This window comes from Lapidilactobacillus bayanensis (genome assembly GCF_003946695.1).
In the GTDB taxonomy this organism is placed as follows: Bacteria; Bacillota; Bacilli; order Lactobacillales; family Lactobacillaceae; genus Lapidilactobacillus; species Lapidilactobacillus bayanensis.
This window is the reverse complement of record NZ_RHOX01000005.1, coordinates 12,869-34,109: the sequence shown is the minus strand read 5'-3', so window position 1 is coordinate 34,109 and position 21,241 is coordinate 12,869. Positions and strand designations below refer to the sequence as shown.

21 protein-coding genes are annotated in these 21,241 nt (G+C 39.9%); 1 reads left to right on the top strand and 20 read right to left on the bottom strand.

Annotation, left to right across the window (positions count from 1 at the left end):
• Positions 1-50: 50 nt before the first annotated feature.
• From EKM65_RS02895 to EKM65_RS02800, 20 genes are all read right to left on the bottom strand, one after another.
• Positions 51-530 carry a PTS system mannose/fructose/N-acetylgalactosamine-transporter subunit IIB gene (locus tag EKM65_RS02895; RefSeq protein ID WP_125605324.1) on the bottom strand — a complete coding sequence of 160 codons (480 nt, stop codon included), beginning with the start codon at positions 528-530 and terminating at the stop codon, positions 51-53.
• 22 nt (positions 531-552) lie between these two features.
• A complete protein-coding gene (locus tag EKM65_RS02890) occupies positions 553-1,353 on the bottom strand; it encodes a PTS system mannose/fructose/sorbose family transporter subunit IID (protein ID WP_125605322.1) in 801 nt (266 codons plus the stop codon).
• Positions 1,346-2,134: a PTS mannose/fructose/sorbose/N-acetylgalactosamine transporter subunit IIC gene (locus EKM65_RS02885; RefSeq protein WP_125605320.1), complete on the bottom strand. Its 789-nt coding sequence runs from the start codon at positions 2,132-2,134 to the stop codon at positions 1,346-1,348. Before EKM65_RS02885 ends, EKM65_RS02890 begins: the two co-directional genes overlap by 8 nt.
• A 13-nt stretch (positions 2,135-2,147) precedes the next feature.
• Positions 2,148-2,849, bottom strand: a complete 702-nt coding sequence (locus EKM65_RS02880; RefSeq protein WP_125605318.1) for a GntR family transcriptional regulator — start codon at positions 2,847-2,849, stop codon at positions 2,148-2,150.
• 660 nt (positions 2,850-3,509) lie between these two features.
• Entirely contained in the window at positions 3,510-6,296 is a 2,787-nt protein-coding gene (ileS, locus tag EKM65_RS02875) for an isoleucine--tRNA ligase (RefSeq protein WP_125605316.1), read from the bottom strand.
• A 363-nt stretch (positions 6,297-6,659) separates the two neighbouring features.
• On the bottom strand, positions 6,660-7,451 hold the full coding sequence (locus EKM65_RS02870; RefSeq protein ID WP_125605314.1) for a DivIVA domain-containing protein: 792 nt from the start codon (positions 7,449-7,451) through the stop codon (positions 6,660-6,662).
• 19 nt (positions 7,452-7,470) lie between these two features.
• Positions 7,471-8,271 carry a YlmH family RNA-binding protein gene (locus EKM65_RS02865; RefSeq protein ID WP_125605312.1) on the bottom strand — a complete coding sequence of 267 codons (801 nt, stop codon included), beginning with the start codon at positions 8,269-8,271 and terminating at the stop codon, positions 7,471-7,473.
• 32 nt (positions 8,272-8,303) lie between these two features.
• On the bottom strand, positions 8,304-8,579 hold the full coding sequence (locus tag EKM65_RS02860; RefSeq protein WP_125605311.1) for a YggT family protein: 276 nt from the start codon (positions 8,577-8,579) through the stop codon (positions 8,304-8,306).
• Positions 8,579-9,013, bottom strand: coding sequence for a cell division protein SepF (locus EKM65_RS02855; protein ID WP_125605309.1), 435 nt, complete (start codon positions 9,011-9,013; stop codon positions 8,579-8,581). The genes EKM65_RS02860 and EKM65_RS02855 overlap by 1 nt, the downstream gene beginning before the upstream one ends.
• Before the next feature lie 33 nt (positions 9,014-9,046).
• Positions 9,047-10,291 (bottom strand): cell division protein FtsZ, encoded by a 1,245-nt coding sequence (gene ftsZ / locus EKM65_RS02850; protein WP_125605308.1) that lies wholly within the window; start codon positions 10,289-10,291, stop codon positions 9,047-9,049.
• 32 nt (positions 10,292-10,323) lie between these two features.
• A complete protein-coding gene (gene ftsA / locus EKM65_RS02845; protein WP_125605306.1) occupies positions 10,324-11,787 on the bottom strand; it encodes a cell division protein FtsA in 1,464 nt (487 codons plus the stop codon).
• Positions 11,788-11,915: 128 nt separating this feature from the next.
• Positions 11,916-12,848 carry a cell division protein FtsQ/DivIB gene (locus EKM65_RS02840; RefSeq protein ID WP_125605304.1) on the bottom strand — a complete coding sequence of 311 codons (933 nt, stop codon included), beginning with the start codon at positions 12,846-12,848 and terminating at the stop codon, positions 11,916-11,918.
• 35 nt (positions 12,849-12,883) lie between these two features.
• A complete protein-coding gene (gene murG / locus EKM65_RS02835; protein WP_125605302.1) occupies positions 12,884-13,996 on the bottom strand; it encodes an undecaprenyldiphospho-muramoylpentapeptide beta-N-acetylglucosaminyltransferase in 1,113 nt (370 codons plus the stop codon).
• On the bottom strand, positions 13,993-15,378 hold the full coding sequence (murD, locus tag EKM65_RS02830) for a UDP-N-acetylmuramoyl-L-alanine--D-glutamate ligase (protein WP_125605300.1): 1,386 nt from the start codon (positions 15,376-15,378) through the stop codon (positions 13,993-13,995). Before murD ends, murG begins: the two co-directional genes overlap by 4 nt.
• Positions 15,379-15,390: 12 nt before the next feature.
• Entirely contained in the window at positions 15,391-16,356 is a 966-nt protein-coding gene (gene mraY / locus EKM65_RS02825; RefSeq protein ID WP_125605299.1) for a phospho-N-acetylmuramoyl-pentapeptide-transferase, read from the bottom strand.
• 85 nt (positions 16,357-16,441) lie between these two features.
• A complete protein-coding gene (locus EKM65_RS02820; RefSeq protein WP_125605297.1) occupies positions 16,442-18,628 on the bottom strand; it encodes a penicillin-binding protein in 2,187 nt (728 codons plus the stop codon).
• Positions 18,625-19,008 carry a cell division protein FtsL gene (ftsL, locus tag EKM65_RS02815; protein WP_125605295.1) on the bottom strand — a complete coding sequence of 128 codons (384 nt, stop codon included), beginning with the start codon at positions 19,006-19,008 and terminating at the stop codon, positions 18,625-18,627. The genes EKM65_RS02820 and ftsL overlap by 4 nt, the downstream gene beginning before the upstream one ends.
• Positions 19,009-19,035: 27 nt before the next feature.
• Complete coding sequence (rsmH, locus tag EKM65_RS02810; RefSeq protein WP_125605293.1) at positions 19,036-19,983, bottom strand: 16S rRNA (cytosine(1402)-N(4))-methyltransferase RsmH; 948 nt, start codon at positions 19,981-19,983, stop codon at positions 19,036-19,038.
• A 9-nt stretch (positions 19,984-19,992) separates the two neighbouring features.
• The gene (gene mraZ, locus EKM65_RS02805; RefSeq protein WP_125605291.1) at positions 19,993-20,424 is read right to left on the bottom strand and encodes a division/cell wall cluster transcriptional repressor MraZ; all 432 of its coding nucleotides are present in this window, start codon (positions 20,422-20,424) and stop codon (positions 19,993-19,995) included.
• Between the two features lie 167 nt (positions 20,425-20,591).
• Positions 20,592-20,948, bottom strand: coding sequence for a DUF3397 family protein (locus EKM65_RS02800; protein ID WP_125605289.1), 357 nt, complete (start codon positions 20,946-20,948; stop codon positions 20,592-20,594).
• Positions 20,949-21,038: 90 nt separating this feature from the next.
• Between EKM65_RS02800 and EKM65_RS02795 the strand changes: the two genes are divergently transcribed.
• The gene (locus tag EKM65_RS02795) at positions 21,039-21,158 is read left to right on the top strand and encodes a DUF4044 domain-containing protein (protein WP_125605287.1); all 120 of its coding nucleotides are present in this window, start codon (positions 21,039-21,041) and stop codon (positions 21,156-21,158) included.
• Positions 21,159-21,241 lie beyond the last annotated feature (83 nt).

Below are 21,241 nucleotides of genomic sequence, written 5' to 3'. Positions count from 1 at the left end.
GTTGTTAAGCATCGAGTTCAATTTATTTTAGTTCGATTGCTAATTTTGATTTACTTCAAGAAATTACTGAAATCAACTTCTGGATCATCGGGTACCATTTGTGCGGTTACTTTGACACCTTGGGCCATAATTACTTCAATATCGTGACGTTCCTCAGCAGTTAAACTAACTGACTTTTTCACTTGAACAGTTTCGTCCCGGTTAGACATATTGCCGACATTAATTTTATCGATTGGAATGCCAGCGTTGATTAAATCTAACAATACCTTAGGCCGTTTAACAACTAATAAAACACGTTGACTTTCATACTTGCCGGCTTTAATATTATGAATTGCTTTTTCTTCAGTGATGATTGACGTACTAATTCCCGCCGGTGCCGCCATGCGGAGAATACTCTTTTGAACCTCATCTGCGGCTACTTCATCATCAATAACCATAATTCGATTTACTTTCAACCCAGTTGACCAACGTGTTGCAACTTGACCGTGAATTAAACGGTCATCAATTCTGATATTCACAAAGCCTTTCATGATGGTTCTCCTTATCTATTCTCTATGCAAAAATTTTAAGATTATAAGCTAAAATACCAACTAAAATTAAGATTAGCGTAACACGGGTAGAATTCATCTTCTTGCGACCTAATAACCAATAAGTAAATAGAACCACAAGTGCTGGTGCTAAGCCGGGCATAATTTGATCAGCTAAACTTTGCAAGGTGATCTTAACATCGCCATTTTTAAAAGTGTAAGCAAAACCAGCTGTAATAACAGAAGGAATTAACGCGCCGATTACCGTCATTCCTAACACATTAGCTGCACTAGTGATTTTTTTCAGGCGATTACCTAATGAGCTGATTAACTTAACCCCTTCACGGTAGCCCATGGCCACGAAACTACGCATGATTGTTAAGCGCAATACACCGTAAGCCAACCACAGAATCAGTGCAAACGCATTACCCTTTAAAGCCATATATGATGCAATTGAACCAATAATTGTATTAGGAATGACAGCAAATAATGTATCACCAATACCTGCTAATGGTCCCATCATACCTGTTTTAAGAGAAGCAACCGCATCGTTAGCAGCGACACCTTGGCTTTCTTGAATAGCACCATCAACACCTAGAATTAAAGGTGCCATAGAATTATTAGTATTGAAGAACTGCAACTCATTCAACGATGCCTTAACTGCATCATCACTATTACCATATAACTGATCGATCAAAGGATACATGCTGTAGTAGTAACCTAAACCTTGCATTTTCTCATAGTTCCAACCAGCTTGCCCGAAGAAATACCAACGCCAAAAAACTTTTCTCATTTCTGGACTTAACTTAATATCTTTCTTACTCATCTTCCATGTCCTCCCCTTCAGTTGTACTTGATTCCGTAACGGCCTCGGTTTTTGACGTGTCCCGATTAAATGCAATCAGTGCCATAGCCAAGCCAATAATTGCCGCTCCTATAACAGGTACTTTCAAAAAGGCGGCTAAGAAGAACCCAACAAGTAGGAAAGCAAAGTTTCTTTTAATTGGTAAGTAGCGTAATAAAATCGCAATCCCTAAGGCTGGCAAAATACCGCCGGCTGTTTTCAAGCCGCTCATTAACCACATAGGTAAGTTATCAACGACGGATTGAACGAATTGTGAACCAAAAACTAATGCTAAGAAAACAGGTAACATTCTAGAAATAGACGTTGGAATAATCCCGAATAAGTTCATATAAGTTGCTTGTTTCAAATGTTTCTCACTAACCAACTTTTCAGCGCGATGTTGGAAAAACGTATTGCAGAACCGCGCCAGAACATCCAATTGAATCATTAATAAGCCAATCGGTACAGCTAAAGTTGCACCAAATTGTGCTCCTTTACCACTCATAATTGCAAATGCCGTCCCCAATAATGCGCCCGTCATGTAATCTGGCATTGACGAACCACCGAAGTTACCAACACCCAAGACTAATAAGTTCAACGTACCACCAACAATTAAGCCAGTTTGAACATCGCCAAGAATTAAACCGGCTACAAATCCAGCCATTGTAGGTTTAACCGTACCAAAAGTTGTGTTATTACCATCGTAAATTGCAAATCCTGAATAAACCGTTAACAATAAAATTTGCCACCATGCAATCTGCATTATTCTGCTCCCTTTAGATTGATTTAATTTGGAATTCGAAATAATCCCATTTTTTATAACTTTCAACATATTCAATAATCTGATTATTGAGTAAATAACTATGACGTTTAATAAATGCTGCTGGTTGCTGATCCGTCAATTGCAAAAGTTGACGTTCAAGATCAGGAACTGGAAAAATAATTTTAGTTGTTTCTTCCATTGGTGCATTGAACAAATCAATGCCACTATCTGCGCGAATACGTTCGTAAACAGAAGCATAATAATTTTGATCAACTAACGCTTTTTGATTGAAATATTCCGTGCGTAAATACGTATGCTGAACATAAACCGGAACATGATTCATCTTACGAACACGAACAATGTGGTAATAACTGTCATCCGTGTTAAGTTGCAATTCGTCAAGGATGCGAGGTTCATTTTCTTGACGAATGGTATGAACTGTAACTTCTTCATCAGCATCAATGAATCTTTCGTGATCAAAGAACTTAACTGGTTGTCCTTGACGCGCTTTGGAAACAAATGTTCCTTTGCCCTGCTGACGCGTCAACAAACCTTTACTAACCAATTCATTAATTGCTTTAATCACAGTTGCAGAACTAACCTCGAACTTGGCCTTTAATTCTGCCTCTGAATAAAACTTATCACCTTCCTTGAAATCACCATTTTTTAATTGATGTAACAAAAACTGTTCAACTTGCTGATACTTTAATTGCATTTTGGAGTCCTCCACTTAACCGGTTAACCTTACAAATGAAAATATAACACATCTTATTTGTAATGTAAACGATTTTTTTAAATTTAAGTTGATCTTTTGATAGCGCTTTAGTTAATCTTGGATGTTAAATCTGGTTAAGTTAGGTCGAAATAAAAATCCTAGCTTCACTTTTTCTGTTGACGCAGTATACGAACCTGAGTTTGAATACCTTAACTACACCGTTCCACTTCACTAAAAAACTAATCAAGCAGAGCAACTAGTTTAATTAATCATCAAACACAACTCGAGTTTCACCCCACTTCCTTAAAATCATAATTCGCAGAATATTCAACAAACAAAAAAGAAACCAGGCTAAAGAATCCTGATTTCTTTTTTGTTGTTATCATGGGCCAAAGTCTTGCGCTTAAATGCCTTAATTACACCGTTCCCTTCAAACAAAACTTTGATTCAATAGAACAGTGTTATGAAGCATTGAAGTTAATCTAACTTTTATCATACTTCCGTAATTTTGTAAGTTTTAATCATCCGTACTCAAATTGCTCTGCACTATCACAGAGAAGCAAACAAACGGACTAGGTAGGCTTATGATGCGACAAACCCAGAACCTTTTTGTTCATCGAAAGACCATACTTTTCTCTTGAATCATCCTTCAACAATCAGTTACTTATTGGCGTCGAAACCTTCAGTTAGAACTTCTGGGAATTCTTGACGAACAATGGCAGCACAACTTGCACACAAGTTAGGTAATTTCGGATCACTACCAACATCGGTTAAAGTCTTACGGCAACGATCGCAAACTTCACCAGGTGCGTGTTCCACCTTGATTGCAAAATCATTGAACTTTGTTGCATCCGCTGGTACTTCTTGGTCACTAATCGTTAGCTTAGAAACAATTAACAATTGTGCTAAATCTGCATCCAACATTGACAATAAGTTCTTCAAGTCGGCATTAGGATAAATCGTAATTGCGGCCTCTAAAGATTTGCCGATTACTTTTTCATTACGTGCTTCTTCAAGCGCACGATGAACATCAGCGCGGAACTTCATGAAGTTCGACCACTGAACTAACAACGTTTCTTGACTCGCTAACTTTTTAACTTTAGGCATTTCAGATAATTGAACATAATCTTCCGGTTCAGAGAGATATGACCAAATTTCTTCTGCTGTATGCGGCAAAATTGGCGTTAAGAGCTTCGTTAAGTCCACTAAGCATTCATAGATCACAGACTGCATCGAACGCCGCTCAGGGTCATTCTCAGCGTCAATATAGACAACATCTTTGGCAACGTCGAGATAGAAGGCTGATAGATCATTAACCAAGAAACTATTAACTAACTTATAAACGGTTGCAAAATCATACTCGTCATAAGCTGCATATGATTTGGCAATTACCTCATTCAAACGAGTTAACAGATATTGATCGACTTCGCGTAAATCTTCATAAGCAATTGCATCTTGGTCAACAGTGAAGTCTGCAATATTAGCCAACATGAAACGCATTGTGTTACGAATCTTACGATATGATTCAGAAACTTGACGCATAACTTCCATCGAAACAGCAACATCAGAACTGGTATCGACTGAGGCAACCCACAGACGAATAATTTCAGCACCCATTTGTTTGAAGATATCATTAGGGTCAATCACGTTGCCTAATGACTTACTCATTTTGTGACCCTTAGCATCTAAAGTGAATCCTTGTGACAAGACTTGACGATATGGTGCTTGACCAGTTACCGCCACGCTCGTAATAATACTTGAGTTGAACCAACCACGATATTGGTCAGAGCCCTCTAAGTATAAGTCCGCTGGAAAACTCAAATCATCACGTTGAGCCATGACCGCTTGATGTGATGAGCCAGAATCAAACCAAACATCCAAAATATCTTTTTCCTTAGTGAATTCACCATTGGGACTACCAGGATGAGTGAAACCTTCTGGTAATAATTCTTTGGCAGATTTTTCATACCAGATAATTGAACCATACTTAGCAAATAAATCTGCGATATGCTGCGTTGTCTCTGGAGTGATAATCGCAGTTCCATCTTCTGCATAGAAAATTGGTAATGGCAATCCCCAGGCACGCTGCCGCGAGATTACCCAGTCACCACGATCGCGAATCATATTATACAGACGCGTCTTACCCCACTCTGGGAAGAACTTAACTCCTTTGATCTGCTCAAGAATTTGTTCACGAAAAGCGTCAATTGAAGCAAACCATTGTGTTGTTGCCCGATAAATCACCGGCTTTTTAGTCCGCCAATCATGGGGATAACTATGGGTAAAGAAGCTTAACTTCAACAAGGAGCCATTTTCTTTGAGTGCATCTGTCACTAACTTGTTGGCGTCATCATAGAAGACCCCTTCAAAACCTGGCGCATTCTCATTCATATAGCCTTGTGCATCAACAACTGAATAAATTGGTAAATGATATTTACTACCGACGTTAAAGTCATCAGCACCATGACCAGGTGCGGTATGAACCAAACCGGTACCATCATCTAAGGTAACATGATTACCCAGAATGACCACAGATTCGCGGTCATACAGTGGATGTTTAGTAGTGATGTATTCCAAATCTTTGCCAGCGACGTGTTTCAAAACCGTATAGTCCTCAATGCCAATTGCAGCGGTTGCTGCTGCTAAACGTTCAGTTGCAATGACATACTTCTTACCAGCTGTTGCAATCACACTGTAATCAAATCGTGGGTTAACAGAAATAGCCAAGTTAGCCGGAATTGTCCACGGTGTGGTGGTCCAAATAATCAATGACGTGTCGGAATCCAAAACGCCTTTACCATCAATAACTTTAAAGGCAACATAAATTGATGGCGACTTGATATCATGATATTCAATTTCTGCTTCGGCAAGTGTTGATTCAGAAGATGGTGACCAATAAACAGGTTTTTTACCTTTGTAGATATAACCCTTCTCAGCCATCTTGCCAAAAATTCTAACTTCTTCTGCTTCGAATTCTGGTTGTAAGGTGATGTAAGGATGATCCCAATCACCAGAAATTCCTAAACGTTTAAAACCGACTTTTTGCTTCTCAACTTCATTCATTGCGTAATCAAAACACATTTTACGATATTCAATCGGCGCCATTGTCTTGCGATCAACACCTTGTTTAGCAAGTTGCTGCTCGATTGGCAAACCATGAGTATCCCAACCAGGTACATAAGGGGCGCGAAAGCCATGCATTGACTTGTAACGCACAATAATATCCTTGCTAACTTTATTAAGCGCATGGCCTAAATGAATATTACCATTTGCAAATGGAGGGCCATCATGCAACATGAAGGTTGGTTTCCCTTCATTTAATTTTTGACGTTGCTCATAAAGATGATTCTCTTCCCAGTCTGCTTGCCATTCAGGTTCACGTTTCGGTAAACTACCACGCATTGGAAATTTTGTTTTACCAAGATGTAGGGTATCTTTAACTCTCATTGATCTTCCTCCTCTAACTCACTTCTAATGATAATTTCTTAGCAAAATCCACTAAGAAACTTTTGATGTTCGTTACGACGTCCATTCAACTTTGGTGAAGTTCACCAAGTTGAAACATGGCTCTAACTCACTTCTAATGATATGAATTTAAACTAGCATACAAAAAAACGTCCTATAAAATATAGGACGAGATTCCCGTGGTACCACCTAAATTGAAAGGACTAACCTTCCCACTCATTACTAATTGTTTAATTGTTGCTCAAGTTGATGCACAATGAACTGACATATCGACCTCACATCATCGTCGACTCGCTGAAATGTTGAATTCACCATTTAGTCTTGAACCTAATTATTAACTATCGTTTACTTGTCTTGCTCTGGAAACACAATTGTTACGCCATCTTCATCAGGAGCAACTGGTGCTTCTGTTTGATCTTCCGTTTGATCATCACGGTTACGATGTTGGAAAACTGGTTGATCATCAACTGGTGTGTCCTCAGCAACTGGTGCAGCATCATTATCAGCAACAACTTGTGTGCTCTCGTTAACATCAGCAGGATCCTCAGCTGGAACATCGCTAGGCGTAACTACCTCTGCAGTGGTGTTAGCTTCTACATGACTATTATCAGTAAAGCGAGCATCTGCAGGATCAACAACAGCCTGGTTCAACAATGTATCCCATTCAGGTGCATTAACCATAGCTAACTGTGATTGTAAGAGAACTTGTAATTTCTGATGGAAAACACGAGTACTCTTACGCAATTCTTCTGCTTCAACAGTTAATTGACGAGAACGATCAGTTGCGTCGGTCAAAATTTGATTAGAACGGTTAGTTGCATCACGAACCAAAGTATCTGCTTTCTTCAATGCTTCGGATTTTGTTAGCTCTGCTTCTTGACTGGCATTAGCTTTAACACGTTCGCCGGCATCTTGAGCAACAATAATCGACTGATTCAAAGCATCCTTCAAATCGGTGAAGTAGCTGACTCGTTCTTGACTTTCTTTCAGTGACTGTTCTAATTGTTGGTTCTTCAATAACAAATCATTGTAGTCTGCCGCAACTTGATCAAGAAAATCTTGAACTTGATCAACATCATAACCACGAAAATGTGTTTCGAATTTCTGATTTTGAATATCATTAGGTGTAACTGCCATTCTAAAATCTCCTTATCAATTAATGACTTAACGGTTCTCTTCTCAAGGTTGCTATTTTTAACTTATAACGTTCCTTACGTGTCTTACCAAGTACTTCGCGAATTTGAACGCGACCAAATTTTCGTACGCTTAGCATGTCGAGCAGATCCACTTGAAAGTCTGGTCGTTCATTGACGCTCCAGTTAACTTGGACACGAGAATTCTCAACTAACTCCTTAGCCCGTTGACGCGAAATATTAAACGTATCGGAAATGATCGTATCTAGACGCATTGACGTTACAATCAATGTTTCATCTTGCCAGTCAACGACCGGTATGATGGCATCTAGCAATGGAATTGGTTCAATTCGAACATTAATTGAGCCAATTTTGGTAATTTGTTCGGTGAAAAACGTCGCCATCGACGCAACCCCGAAGAATTGCCAGCGTTCGCCATCAGTGATAATATCACCAAATTGACTGCGATCCAAACCAGAATTAACCAGCGTTCCTAAAATTCGACCATGAGATAACTTAGCAAATTTAGTTGGATATTTGATTTCAAATAATTGAATTTGAAAATCCCCCGGTTCCGGTTGGAAATAGCCCGGTGCAAAAATAACGCGACGCCGCTCAGATTGATTATAACCGCCATCCTGCCAATATCGAAAAGTCTCATCTAACTTACCAAGAACGGTTTCGATTAAGAAGATTTGCCGCGGATCTAAAAAGTCAGTCAGAATTGGCCGATACTCGTTAAGTGCTTGATTGTGCCAATCATTGATGCGTTCAACAAAAGGGCGTTCCTCGGGGCGAAAATGTTGAAAGACAGCACTATCCAATTTTCTCACTCCTTATCCTTTACCCTAATTGTTTAGAAAACACCAAAGAAAAGCAACGAAAGTAACCTACGAACCAAATAAATTAGGAAAAACGCAACAATTGGTGAAAAACTAATCCCGCCAATTGTTGGTATGAAACGATCGATCACGTCAAATAACGGATCGACCAGTTTACTAACAAGTGCACCTAATTTTGAGCTTCGTGCTTGTGGTACCCACGACATGATCACGTCAATGATAATCACATAACTATACGCAGTTAACGCGTAATTCAGTAAGAGATAAATCCCATTCAGAAATGTTGTCATTAATCAAAATCCTTATCACTTTGTAAGATGTCCGAAATTGAACCTTCAATCTCAAACTTGGGTGGTGTGCACAAAAAAATCTGATCGCCAACTCGTTGAATTTCACCCTTAATGGCAAAGACCGTACCAGTCAAAAAGTCGATAACTCGGCGTGACTGAGCCTCTTCCATCTGTGTGAAATTAACGATGACAGCTTGATTGTTTAATAGATTTGTTGAAATTTCCTTGGCATCCGCGTAAATCTTAGGCTCTGAGATGACAATCTTCCGCGAAACAGAACGCGTATTATTATTCATTGGAACAACATTGCTTGAGGCAACCTCAAGTTTTTCGCCATTTGAATCATTATCAATCTTGACTGGTTGATTATCAGTCGTGTCGTAATCATCCTCATCTGTCATGCCGAAGAAACGACTTAGCTTTTCAAAAGCCATATTAATTCACCTCATAACGATTGCGATTACTGACTATTTCTGACGACGTTTCAAAAATGGTGGTACATCATCGTCATCTTGATCAGAATTATTGTTGTCATCATTCATTTGACGTGATTGATAAGTATCAAAATTTTGCTTCTCAATATTTTCAAACTCACGGTTCAAATTATTTGGACGTTGTGACGTCTTACGACTGTCCGTTTCAGATTGTAAAATATTCCAAGGGTCATCATCTTTCTTAGTAGTAGATGTGACATTGTTTGCAACAGGTTGGGCATTCGTATTGCGATTAGGTGCTGCTTTACGCTTCTTTGGTGTGCCATCGCCAATACCAGTTGCGATAACAGTGACACGAACTTCATCACCAATACTTTCATCGATCGAAGTACCCCAGATGATATTAACATTTGATGAAGCAGCTTCGGAAACAATTTGTGCAGCAGCTTCCATTTCGTACAAGGTCAAGTCTAAACCACCAGTGATATTCAACAGTACCTTTTGTGCACCTTCGATAGAAACTTCCAACATTGGAGAAGAAATAGCCTTCTTAGTTGCATCTTCAATTCTGTTCTCACCGTTAGCGGAACCAACACCCATCAAGGCTGTACCTTGATCCTTCATCACGTTTGTAACATCGGCAAAGTCAAGGTTAATATAACCAGGAGAAGTAATCAAGTCAGAGATACCTTGGACACCTTGGCGTAAAACATTATCGGCTTCATGGAAGGCTTCGCTTAATGGTGTCTTCTTATCAATCATTTCCAACAAGCGATTGTTAGAAATAATAATTAAAGTATCAACATGCTCTTTCATTTGTGCAATACCTTCAGCAGCAAAGCGAGCACGATCAGGTCCTTCAAATGTAAATGGTCGTGTGACAACACCAACGGTTAAGGCACCAAGATCTTTAGCAATCCGTGCAACAACTGGTGCAGCACCAGTACCGGTACCGCCACCCATGCCGGCAGTAACAAAGATCATGTCTGCGCCTTGTAAAGCATTAGTCAAAGCTTCTTCGCTTTCCTCAGCAGCTTTTTCGCCAACTTCTGGTTTTGAACCTGCACCAAGGCCACGTGTTAATTTAGGCCCGAGTTGAATCTTAATATCAGCTTTTGATTTATCTAGAACTTGTAAGTCCGTGTTAGCAGCGATAAATTGTACGCCTTGAATTTCTTCTTCAATCATACGATCTAGTGCGTTGCCACCAGCACCACCGACACCAATAACTTTAATTACTGCGCCAGAAGTTTGGTTTTGATCTTTTGATGCGTCCATGTGTGATTTCCTCCTATGGGTTTAACGGTTTTCTAATCGAAAAATTTATTAAAGAAACTGCGGATTTTACTTTCTGATTCAGGCTTGTTTGATTGTGACTCATTCGGCTTTTGCTTAGGCTGTACGTTGTTTTGTGGCTTTTCCGTAGGTTGCTGTGCTGATGTCGTCTTAGGACCTTCACCGTCTGAATCATGTTCTTGAGCATCACCATTAAATAATGACTTCAAGTTCTTGAAGAAGCCACTACCAGTATTGCTCTCATTAACTTGGGGCTGTTGTTCAACTTGAGGATTATTGTCAGTCGCCGGCTGGCTCTTAAATGTAGCCAAAGCATTTTGATTGATCACACTAGTTATCAATAAGTCAATCTCACTTAAATCAGCGGCATAACTTACAATCCCCAGAATCGTTGCAAATGACGCATTACGTAAACCCATTTCCCTTGGTGCAAAAATTCGAACCTTTTGGCCTAACAAATCAGAAGCAAGCGCCGTAATACTCATCGTTTCTGCAACACCGCCAGTCAACACAACACCACCTGGTAACTCTAAAGCTTTTGTGGTAGCAAGTTGTTTTTCCAAGCGATCAAAAATTTGTTCGAACCGTGCTTCCAAAATCTCAGATAAGTATGTTTCGTCGACCAACATAAGCTCATCTTTACCGACAATCTCCACGGGGAATTTCTCAGTAACAGAAGTAGCTTCTGGATCAGCAACGCCATAGTTACGCTTAATCTTCTCAGCGCTACTAAGCGACGTGTTCAAAACAACAGAAACATCTTTAGTTAAATTCTGACCACCTTCGTCATCCGCAGCAACAAACTGCAACTCATGATCACGAATAACATAAGCTGTTGATTGTGAACCCCCCATGTCGACTAAAACCGTCCCAAAGTCTTGTTCACCATCATTTAAAGCAACATGTGCCAACCCTAACGGATTAAGTACAAAATGCTTCAACTTCAAACCAGCACGTTCTAAAACCTTGCGAATATTATTCACAACGATAGAAGGTACTGAATAGCAAATGGCTTCAAGTTCAATGCGAACAGCTGACATGCCGCGAGGATCAACAATATGTTCTTGACCATCAACGATGAATTGTTTTGGTGTAATCGCAACAACTTCTCGTTCAGGCGGTAAATTACGGGATAAGGCAGCTGCAGCAACTTGACGAACTTCAGCAGTGGTAATTTCCTTAGGTTGATCAGCGACAATGGTCATTCCCTTGACTGGTTCAATTACCAAGTCCTTTGCAGGAATGCCAACAACAACTTGATCAAATTTAATATTTGCTTTTGTTTGAGCCTGATGGACTGCTTTGCGAGTTGCGGTAACAACTTTGTCAATGTCGACGATCACGCCGTTCTTAAGACCATGTGATCTTTCACTGCCAATGCCGATAATATTCAACTTGTCATTGACAGATTCGCCAACAATAACTCTAATTGCAGTTGTCCCAATATCGAGGCCCACATATATTTGAGCTTTATCCATAAAAATAAAGCCTCCTCGATCATTTATTTAAAATTCGTTTAATTATATTGAAAAAAACTAGCACTTACTAAAGTTTAACACATCACGGATATGATAATAAACTGTTATTTTCGTTTACGGAAAAAAGTTTATTTTTTTTCATCAAAAGGTACAAAATAAGCACCAACTTCTAAATCAACGATCCCTTTTTTCTTCGTTTGCGCCACAATATTACCATAATACTTCAAACGATTGATAACCGTTCGTGAATCAGCGACAACTTCATTGCCATCATTCATATACATATGAATACGATAAGGATTCGTTTTACTAGGATCAGCTTTAATTTCAGAAATCGCATTTTGAATTTGATTGGGCATTTTGGCGTATAACTTGATAATGCGATTCAATGATTGCCCTAATTTAAAGCCATCATAGACCGGAAAATTGCCTAATGGCTTGGCCAACACTTCATCATCAACATAACCATTACTTAATACCCGTTGATAACCATCTTTTTTTGCGAAGAAACCAACTGTCTGATGCTCTTTAACTGCGATCTCAACTTTATTCCACTGATTGAATTTCAACGTAACTTGCTTTAACGCCGGAAGCTTTTGCTTAATTGTGGCAGCCGTACGTTGCCGATGAAGCCATGTTATTGAAACATAATCCTGACCACTTAAATGGCTAGCATCGATAATATCTTGAGCCGCCGTTAATTTAACTCCGGTAACAGAAACGTCCGCAATTTTTGCTTCCGGTGAAACGTGATAAATTAAGCCACCAAGAATCGTGCCGAAGAATAAGATGATGACAATAATCTGCCAAGTTAATCGCCAGCGCTTGGCTTTACTTAGCTTAGGTCGCGGTGGTTTTAGTGGGGGTGCGGTTCTGGATTGCGTTACTGATTTCATTTGTTGTTTCTCAGTTATTGGGGGTGATTGTTGCTCCGAAACAACTGGTTGAGTCTGTTGATTCTGCCGTCGTTCATCTTGTTCGCGTTTGAATTTCTTCCATGATTCTAATGTTGCACTGGGGTTACGCTTAGCAGCATTTTTTTTACCATCGTTTTTTTTCACCAGGACGCTCACCCCCTTTTTCACAAGTCTAAAATTTAATGACGGTTAGCTCTGATCAGTTCAGTCATTTGCTCAATCATCTTATCACTGGCATCGGTTGTTGCCAACTTTAAAGACGCCATGTGCATGCGTTGCCATACTTCTGAATCTAAGAGAATATGATCAGCAGCGGCAACTAATGAGCGACCATTTAATTCCATTTCCGGCAGCAGCAATGCAGCTGAATTCTTAACTAAATAGTCGGCATTCTTACTCTGATGATCGTGCGTGACATAAGGACTGGGAATTAGAATTGAAGGAATACCCAAGGCAGTTACTTCTGCCAAAGTTGTGGCACCACTACGACCGCCAAAGACAGAGATTTCTGGTAAAAGTTGACTCATGTTATCAAGATAAGCTAACACCTTTACATTTGGTGTTGCTTCCAGTGAACCGACTTTTTTGATCACGTCGTCATATAACGCGCGACCCGTAATAAAGACAACTTGATAAGGCTTCTCAGAAAATTCAGGAATACCCTCAACAACCGCTTTATTTAAAGGGGCTGCACCACGCGAACCACCGACAATTAATAACGTTGGCAGTTCAGCATTGAGACCAAGCTTGGCTAACATTCCTTGCGGTTTCAAAGCTGACACTTCTTGAGCCCGCGGATTACCAGTAAAGACTAGCTTCTTTGATTCAGGGAATTGATGAACTACCTCTGGGAACACGTAACAGATGCGATCAACGAAATGAGCCAAGAATTTATTTGAGACACCAGCCACTGAATTCTGTTCATGAATGATGGTTGGCACATGTAAACGACTAGCTTCATAACAAACCGGCGCGCAAACATAGCCACCAGTTCCGACCACAATATCTGGTTGGAAATCTTGAATTAACTTTTTTGCCCGGGCTAAACTTTTATGAAAAAGTGTTAGCGTGTGAATATTGTCAAGTGTCAACTTACGTTTAAAACCTTGAATTTCAATTGTTTCAAACGGAATGCCAGCTTTAGTCACGATATCTGCTTCTAAGCCTTTAGAGGTACCAACATAAAGGACCTCATCTAATTCAATTAAGCGCCGTTCTTGTAATCTCTTGATTAACGCCAGCGCAGGATAAATATGTCCGCCAGTACCGCCACCAGAAATCATCAATCTCATTTTGCCTGCTCCTCAACTTTTCCCGTAATTTCTTCAACAGTTTTAATAAATAAGTCGCCACGATCTTCGAAGGTTTTGAATTGATCCCAGCTTGCTGCTGCTGGCGACAAAAGCACAACGTCATTAGGCGCTGATAATGCGACTGCCTTGTGTGTTGCAGCAACTAGGTCGTCCACCTTAACGATGGTTGTAACACCAGCTTTTTCGCCAGCGTCTTTCATCAAATCGGCTGTTTCACCATAAACCACCATTGCTTTGACACTCCCTTTAATCAAGGGCACCAATTCATCAAAGACAAAACCTCGATCTAAACCGCCAGCAATTAAGACAATCGGTTGTTCAAAACTCTGTAAGGCAACAGTCGTCGCTTCAATATTAGTCGCCTTAGAATCATTGTAGAAACGCCGCCCTTGCCATTCCTCAACGAATTGAATGCGGTGCCGGACACCAGCAAACGTCCGTAAGACATTAGCAATTGCTTCGTTACTAACGCCCTTGATTTTAGCAACAGCTGTAGCAGCTAAGGCGTTCTCAACATTATGTTGTCCAGGAATCTTAATCAGATCAACTGAACAAATCTTTTCAGTTTGAAAGTAAATCCAACCATCCTGAACGTAACTACCATCATGAGATAAACCTTGCCGAGAAAATGGCACAACTTGTGCAGCAGTTCGTTTACTTAATGCACGCCATTCTTCCGTATCCCAATTAATGACGAAATAATCTGCGGTCGTCTGATTCTTGACAATGTTCATTTTTGCTTCAATATAATTATGCCGATTGCCATGATAATCAAGGTGAGCTTCATAAATATTCGTTAGGACTGCAATATGGGGCTTAAGCTTAGTCGTTCCTAGTAGTTGAAAACTAGATAATTCAGTCACCATTGTTTGTCCAGGAGTAATCGTTTGGGCAACAACTGAAGCCGGTACCCCAATATTACCAGCAACAAATGCCCGTGGCTCTTTTTGGCCCTCATTTAACATTAAATTAATTAACGTGGTTGTGGTCGTCTTGCCATTTGTCCCTGTAACGCCAATAAATTCACCATCTAGAATTTCATACGCCAATTCTGGCTCAGTAATAATAGGCAATTTTAATTCTTGAGCCCGTCGAACCATCGGATTAGTATAAGGAATCCCCGGATTCTTAACCATCATGGTAAAGTCTTCATCCAGCAACTCAACGGGGTGACTGCCAGCAATAACCCGAATTCCTGCCTCCACTAATTGCTGTGCTTCGGGATTTTCTGACAATGGCTTGCGATCATTAACGGTAACCAGCGCTCCTAATTTATGTAACAGCAAAGCGGCGTTGACCCCACTCTTTGCTAAACCCAAAACAATCACTTTTTTATTCTGATAATCTGTAATTTCCTTCATCAAACCGCACCTCTATAAGAACAATAATAAATAAACAATCGAGCCAATTAAACCTACTGACCAAAATGCCAAAACAACTTTTTCCTCTGAACCTTTGCCCCAAATTATCTCAAAATGATGATGGATTGGCGACATTTTGAAAATACGTTTATGAAAGGTCTTGAATGAAAAGACTTGCAAAATAACCGAAGCCGTTTCAATGACATAGACAATGCCAATCAACAATAATGACCAAGGTCGTTCGAGAATAATTGAGATGGCTGCTAAACCACCACCCAAGGCCAATGAACCTGTATCGCCCATGAAAATCTTCGCTGGCAAATGATTAAAGATCAAAAAGGCCAGCAAACCGCCAACAACTGCCAAACAAATCATTAGGACCACTTTGTTATTTTGTCGAGCTGCGATAATCGCATAAGTTCCATAAGAAAAAATACCTAAGCCACCAACTAAGCCATCCAAACCGTCAGTTAAATTAACCGCATTGGAAAACCCAACAATCCAAAAAGCAACAAAGATAGCGAATAGAACAGCAGAATGACTCGTGCCAAAGAACGGCAGTGATAATGTTGTTGGCATTTGATCATGGAAATAAATAATCAAGAAAATCACGGCAGTAATAACTTGCGCGCTGAACTTTTGTCTAGCTGTTAAACCCAAGTTACGTTTCATCGCTAACTTAACAGAATCATCCGCAAAACCAATGGCTCCGTATAAGAAAATGACCAAGGTAAATAACCATAACGTTGTGTTAACTTGCTTCATTAGTAAGCCAACAATCAAGCTCACAATTAAAATTGCAATTAAGAAAATGAGACCACCCATTGTTGGTGTGCCAGATTTTTTCTCATGCCATTTTGGCCCTTCATCACGAATTTGTTGCCCTTCATCATGTCGTCGTAAATATTTAATGAAGTAGGGCATGGCAATGGCAGTTAATACAAATGTAGCCAGTAACGCTATTAGTGGATATATCATGAGTATTTTCGCTCCAATTATTTTGATCGTCATTCTTTGACTTAATTTTAATTGCTTAGTGATTCAATTCGGTATGTTGCATGACTCAATCAGGTTCTTTTAATTTAATCGTCACAGTACCAGTACTGGGAATGACACTTCCAGCTTTAACGCTTTGTGAAGCTGCGTAACCTGTCCCGCTCAATTTGAAATCACGTCCGGTTATTTCGGCCAACTTCAAAACATCGTTTTTCGACCAGCCTTTAACGTTTGGCATAGTCATGGCACCTTCTGTCAATAAAACGACGCGTTGATTCTTAATGACCTTTTCACCAGCAACCGGTAGCTGTTGGACAACTTTGCTTCCAGTACCAACTTGCGAAACCGTTAAGCCTAAAGCTTGCAACTTTGTTTTAGCAGAACTCATCGTTAAGTCTGTTAGCTTTGGCATTGAAATCGAATTAGCATTGAGATCACTGTCGCTCACCTCTGACTTCAAAGCCCGTTTCATCAAAGGATTAAAAATGGAACTCATCATTTGTGATTCTGAAGCCGTCATATTTTTCGGCTGTTGCATGGTAACGTACAAAATATACTTAGGGTCTTTAGCCGGCGCCATTCCCGCAACAGAGAAAATGTAATCACCGCTACCAGTTAGATAACTACCATTAGAACCAGCTAGCTGCGCCGTACCAGTTTTAACCGCGATCTGATAACCGGGAATCTTGTAGGCACGGCCCGTCCCATAATCTGCAGTGACAACTTGTTCCATTATCTTACGAACTTTTTTAGCAGTGCTAGCCTTGATGGGATGACCTACAACTTTCGTATCATAATCTTTGACCTTGCCAGTACTGCTAACGGTATGATCAACAATCTGTGGCTGCACCATCGTCCCGTTATTTGCAATTGCAGAAAGGTATTGCATCATTTGCACAACAGTGACATCAACACCTTGACCAAAAGCAGTTGTTGCCTGTGAAACTGCTGATTTAAGATTCAAGTTACCACTTACTTCACCAGGTAAAGTAATCCCCGTCTTTTCACCAACATGGAACTTCTTCAAATATTTCGCATACTTCTTAGCTCCTAATTGCTGTTCAATCTGAACTAAGCCAGTATTACTTGAGCGTGGGATCGCCTGGTAAAACGGAATCCAGCCCCAACCATTTTTGTTCCAGTCATAAATCGTCCGATCACCAACTTTAACCGAACCAGATTTATAATACTTGTTAGGTTGATAAGTACCAGCATCAATTGCAGAACTAATTGTTAATAGTTTAAAGACAGAACCCGGTTCATAAGCATCTTCAACTAAACTATCCCGCCACATTGAGCCAATTCCTTTTTTCGTTGAGGCGTTAAAAGTCGGTCGTTGTGAAGCAGCAATGATTTTACCAGTCTTAGCATTCATCAAAACTGCGGTTAATTTAACCGGCTTATATTTTTCTTGAGCGCTGGTCATTAGTTGCTCTAAATAACTTTGCAAACGCGCATCAAGCGTCAAATAAACTGATGAGCCATCTTTAGGCTGTTTAGTCACCACCTTGGAATTAGGAATTTCATAACCAAACGTATCCCGCTTAGAAGTCTGTACGCCATTGGTTCCCGCCAAAATATTGTTGAAATACTTTTCAACGCCTAGAATGCCAGTTAACTTCTCATTAGTAGTCGTTGCATCACGCTTCGTTGCTTTCTGATTGGCCGTTGAGAGCTGCGCCAAGCCAACAATATGTGAGGCAAAAGTGCCGTTAGGATATAACCGCGAGGGTGTATCGGTAAATTGAATACCAGGTAATTTTTCTGCCTCAATTTTTTTCTTGGTGTTTAAACTAAGATTTTTACCTGCACTGCCGAATTCCACTTGAAACTGATTTTTTTTATTCAAAAACGTTAGAATCTTTTTCTGAGATAATGGTAAATATTGACTGAGAACCTTAGCCGTTTTTTTCTTGTTAACCACATGCAGCGGCTTGCCGGCGGTATCGTTATATTTCGTATCTAAAACAGCATAAACAGAGTAGACATTAGAATCCTCAGCAATAATATTGCCATTAACATCATAAATTGTCCCACGTTTACCTAAAAGCACTTTGTTTTGACTATATTTCTGCTCTGATTTTTTCGTCAGATCCACACTGCCAACGTGTCCACTAGTCGCAATATAGGCAAATCTGGAAATAAAAAGCAGGAGTACAGCACTCATCGCAACAATCAGAATCAATCCGACTATTACACGATTACGGCGTGTCCTCCTACTCTTTTGCTGATCATTTTGGCTGAACTGTTTCATTTAGTAACATTCCTAACGTTTGCTTCTTTAAAAGTCAGGCCATTTTTCTTAGCATATGCTGCTAAGCGATCAGAGCTAGATAACTCACCAATTTCTTGCTGCAAATCCGTATTGGCCGTTTTGACTTTTGTAATTGATGTTTGAACATCTTGGAGTTGACGTTGACTTGCAGAAACACTGACCGTCGTATGTACCAGTGCAACCATCATGATAACAGCAATTGCTGCAATGACGCTGGCCATCACTTTTTCAAACGCCGAGAAGCGAACTTTTTGCTTAACTTCAATCTGTGGTAACTCAAGCGGTTGCGCTTGAGTTACAATTTCTGGAGTAATTTCTGGTGTGATGTTGGGTTGAATTTTTCTTACTGTGCTGTCCATATTATGTCTACTCCATTGTTTTATCGATTATAATTTCATCTTTTCGGCAATTCTTAACTTGGCGCTATGTGCTCGATGATTCACCGCTAATTCTGCTTCGCTAGGTGTAATCGGTTTGCGATTAACTAACTTGAGCCTAGGTTGTAATTCTGGTGGAATTATTGGTAAACCAGCAGGAATATCAATCTCAGAGTTCTTCTTCATGGTTTGTTTGACGATACGATCTTCCAATGATTGGAAGGTAATCACGCTTAACCGGCCACCAACCGCTAGGAGCTCAACAGCTTCATCCAAACTATCTTGCAAGGCACCCAGCTCATCATTTACCGCAATGCGGATTGCCTGAAAAGTTCGTTTAGCCGGATGACCACCAGTACGCCGAGTTGCGGCGGGGATTGCATTCTTAATGATTTCTGCTAATTCAGTTGTTGTTTGAATCGGTTTAATGTCCCGTTCACGTTCAATAGCACGAGCAATTTGTTTCGCAAATCGTTCTTCACCATATCGCTCAATAATGCGCCGTAGATCTTGGAACGACCATTCATTAACAATTGTATTTGCCGTTAATGCTTGATCTTGATTCATGCGCATGTCTAGTGGTGCTTCAAGTCGATAGCTAAAACCGCGTTGCTGTTCATCAAGCTGCGGTGAAGAAACACCCAGATCGTACATAATGCCATCAACATGCTGAATATTTAGTTGTGCTAATTCTTCACGTAGCACCCGAAAATTAGCTTTAACTAAGGTTACCCGTTTAGCGTCTGCAAAAGTTGGATCATGTTCTAGAAGTTCACGACCATTGATTAATGCTTGATCATCTTGATCAAATGCAATCACTTGACCGCCTTTAAACCGTGACAGTAACTCCCGCGTATGACCACCACCACCAAAAGTGGCATCAACATAAATACCATTATCGTGCGGTGCTAACCCACTGACTGTTTCTTCAAGAAGTACTGTTGTATGTTTAAACATGGCGACCCCTTAAAGATTAAAATCCATTAAATTTTCAGAAATTTCGTCAAAATTCTCTTCAGCTTCTTGATTAACTTCTTCCCAACGTGCTTCATCCCAAATTTCAATCCGGTCTGAAACACCGACGATGACACAATTCTTTTGTAACTTAGCAAATTTGAATAATGGTGCGGCAATGTTAATACGACCCTGTTTATCTACTTCATTCTCGGTGGCAGCAGAGTAAAAGAAACGGACAAAGGCCCGGGCGTCTTTCTTAGTCAGTGGCAAACTATCAAGTTTTTGTTCAATTTGTTGCCATTTTGCCATTGGATATCCAAACAAGCAGCCATCCATACCACGCGTCAAAATAAACGTTTCGCCTAAATCGGCGCGGAATTTTGCTGGCATAATCACGCGACCTTTACTATCAATCGTGTGATGAAATTCACCCATTAACATTGTCTCACCACCTGTCATGAATAAAGTTTACCACATTCCCCCACTATTAACCACTTGATTTCCAAAACCCACCACTTTTTTAAAGCAGCAAAAAAGCCCTTGTTAGCAAGGGCTGAACCACTTTTATAATTTTGTAAAACAATCGTAACATTAATACAATCTAACTGTTATACAGCAAGCACCCAAACAAAGACAAATACATACCAGAACAACGAAATCAGTAGCGAACAACGCCAAATTATTAGGATGAAGCGGCGCCAATTAATTGCTCGAGGTACCACCGCCAAATAAATCGCATAAATTAGTGCTAGCGCACAAATATCAATTAGGATAAACGACGCTGTTGAAGAAATTTGGCGACTTGCTGCCAAGACTGCAGTCGCACTAATCATAAACGGCGGCCAAGCATCATAAAGACGCCATTTCTTACTAATACCACGCTTAAAAATAGGCAACACAAAAAAGCTAATGACACCGCCAATAATTAAAATAATCAAGCTCCAGATTAAATACTTAATTTGCATAACGGCCTACTTTCGCAATATAATTCAAGAGTTATTGAAAAATCAAAATAATTACAGTAGAATAATAGCAAAGATAAATGAGGTGCAGTTTTGAAAAAGAAAAAAACCAGTACATTTAGTAAAATTACCAAGTTTTTCGTTTGGCTGATGATTATCATCACAATTGCCGGTGTCGTCCTTGGTGCATTGAGCGCATTTAGTATCCTTTAATTCTATATTGTTATTTTACCGCATAATGATCGAATAGCCAAAAATGTTATGAAATCGATTGGCTATCCCCTAATTAATCACTA

Excerpts from the sequence above, each read along its gene's own strand:
- EKM65_RS02895 (WP_125605324.1), bottom strand. The coding sequence starts at position 530 with ATGAAAGGCTTTGTGAATATCAGAATTGATGACCGTTTAATTCACGGT.
- EKM65_RS02890 (WP_125605322.1), bottom strand. The coding sequence starts at position 1,353 with ATGAGTAAGAAAGATATTAAGTTAAGTCCAGAAATGAGAAAAGTTTTT.
- EKM65_RS02885 (WP_125605320.1), bottom strand. The coding sequence starts at position 2,134 with ATGCAGATTGCATGGTGGCAAATTTTATTGTTAACGGTTTATTCAGGA.
- EKM65_RS02880 (WP_125605318.1), bottom strand. The coding sequence starts at position 2,849 with ATGCAATTAAAGTATCAGCAAGTTGAACAGTTTTTGTTACATCAATTA.
- ileS (WP_125605316.1), bottom strand. The coding sequence starts at position 6,296 with ATGAGAGTTAAAGATACCCTACATCTTGGTAAAACAAAATTTCCAATG.
- EKM65_RS02870 (WP_125605314.1), bottom strand. The coding sequence starts at position 7,451 with ATGGCAGTTACACCTAATGATATTCAAAATCAGAAATTCGAAACACAT.
- EKM65_RS02860 (WP_125605311.1), bottom strand. The coding sequence starts at position 8,579 with ATGACAACATTTCTGAATGGGATTTATCTCTTACTGAATTACGCGTTA.
- EKM65_RS02855 (WP_125605309.1), bottom strand. The coding sequence starts at position 9,013 with ATGGCTTTTGAAAAGCTAAGTCGTTTCTTCGGCATGACAGATGAGGAT.
- ftsZ (WP_125605308.1), bottom strand. The coding sequence starts at position 10,291 with ATGGACGCATCAAAAGATCAAAACCAAACTTCTGGCGCAGTAATTAAA.
- ftsA (WP_125605306.1), bottom strand. The coding sequence starts at position 11,787 with ATGGATAAAGCTCAAATATATGTGGGCCTCGATATTGGGACAACTGCA.
- murG (WP_125605302.1), bottom strand. The coding sequence starts at position 13,996 with ATGAGATTGATGATTTCTGGTGGCGGTACTGGCGGACATATTTATCCT.
- murD (WP_125605300.1), bottom strand. The coding sequence starts at position 15,378 with ATGAAGGAAATTACAGATTATCAGAATAAAAAAGTGATTGTTTTGGGT.
- mraY (WP_125605299.1), bottom strand. The coding sequence starts at position 16,356 with ATGATATATCCACTAATAGCGTTACTGGCTACATTTGTATTAACTGCC.
- EKM65_RS02820 (WP_125605297.1), bottom strand. The coding sequence starts at position 18,628 with ATGAAACAGTTCAGCCAAAATGATCAGCAAAAGAGTAGGAGGACACGC.
- ftsL (WP_125605295.1), bottom strand. The coding sequence starts at position 19,008 with ATGGACAGCACAGTAAGAAAAATTCAACCCAACATCACACCAGAAATT.
- rsmH (WP_125605293.1), bottom strand. The coding sequence starts at position 19,983 with ATGTTTAAACATACAACAGTACTTCTTGAAGAAACAGTCAGTGGGTTA.
- mraZ (WP_125605291.1), bottom strand. The coding sequence starts at position 20,424 with ATGTTAATGGGTGAATTTCATCACACGATTGATAGTAAAGGTCGCGTG.
- EKM65_RS02800 (WP_125605289.1), bottom strand. The coding sequence starts at position 20,948 with ATGCAAATTAAGTATTTAATCTGGAGCTTGATTATTTTAATTATTGGC.